General features: G+C 71.4%; 1 protein-coding gene. It reads left to right on the forward strand.

Features of this window, described 5'->3' with window-relative positions:
- The coding region (locus ACFHW0_RS31705) for an acyltransferase domain-containing protein (protein ID WP_416613304.1) at positions 1-733 on the forward strand (733 nt) is incomplete at both ends.

The raw sequence follows: 733 nt of genomic DNA on the forward strand, positions 1-733 counted from the left end.
TGCCGGTGCCGTGGGTGGTGTCGGGGCGCTCCGAGCGGGGTCTGGCGGGTCAGGCCGCGCGGTTGGTGTCGTTCGTGCGGGACCGGTCCGTGTCGCCGGTGGATGTGTCGTGGTCGTTGGCGACGACTCGGGCGGCGTTGGAGCACCGGGCGGTGGTGTGGGGCGCGGACGTGGACGAGTTGGTCGTCGGTCTGGCGGCGGTGGCCGAGGGTCGGCCGGCGGTGTCGGGTGTGGTGTCGGCGGGTCGTCGGGCGGTGTTGTTCACGGGGCAGGGTTCGCAGCGCGCCGGCATGGGCCGGGAGCTGTACGAGGCGTTCCCGGTGTTCGCGGCGTCTTTCGACGCGGTGTGTGCTGGGTTTGAGGGGCATCTGCCGCGTTCACTGCGGGAGGTGGTGTTCGTGGAGGCGGGCTCGGCCGAGGCGGCTCTGTTGGATCAGACTGTCTTCGCGCAGGCGGGGTTGTTCGCGGTGGAGGTGGCGTTGTGGGAGTTGTTGGCGTCGTGGGGTGTGCGGGCGGACTTCCTGGCGGGTCATTCGATCGGTGAGGTGACGGCCGCGTACGTGGCGGGGATGTTGTCCCTTGCTGATGCGTGTGTGTTGGTGGGGGCGCGGGGTCGGTTGATGCAGGCGTTGCCGGCCGGTGGGGTGATGGCGGCGGTCGGGGCGTCCGAGGCGGCAGTGCGGGAGGTCATCGACGCGTCGGGTGCGGGGGTGGACATCGCGGCGGTGAACGG

Source organism: Micromonospora sp. LOL_025 (assembly GCF_048060285.1).
Classification (GTDB): Bacteria; Actinomycetota; Actinomycetes; order Mycobacteriales; family Micromonosporaceae; genus Micromonospora.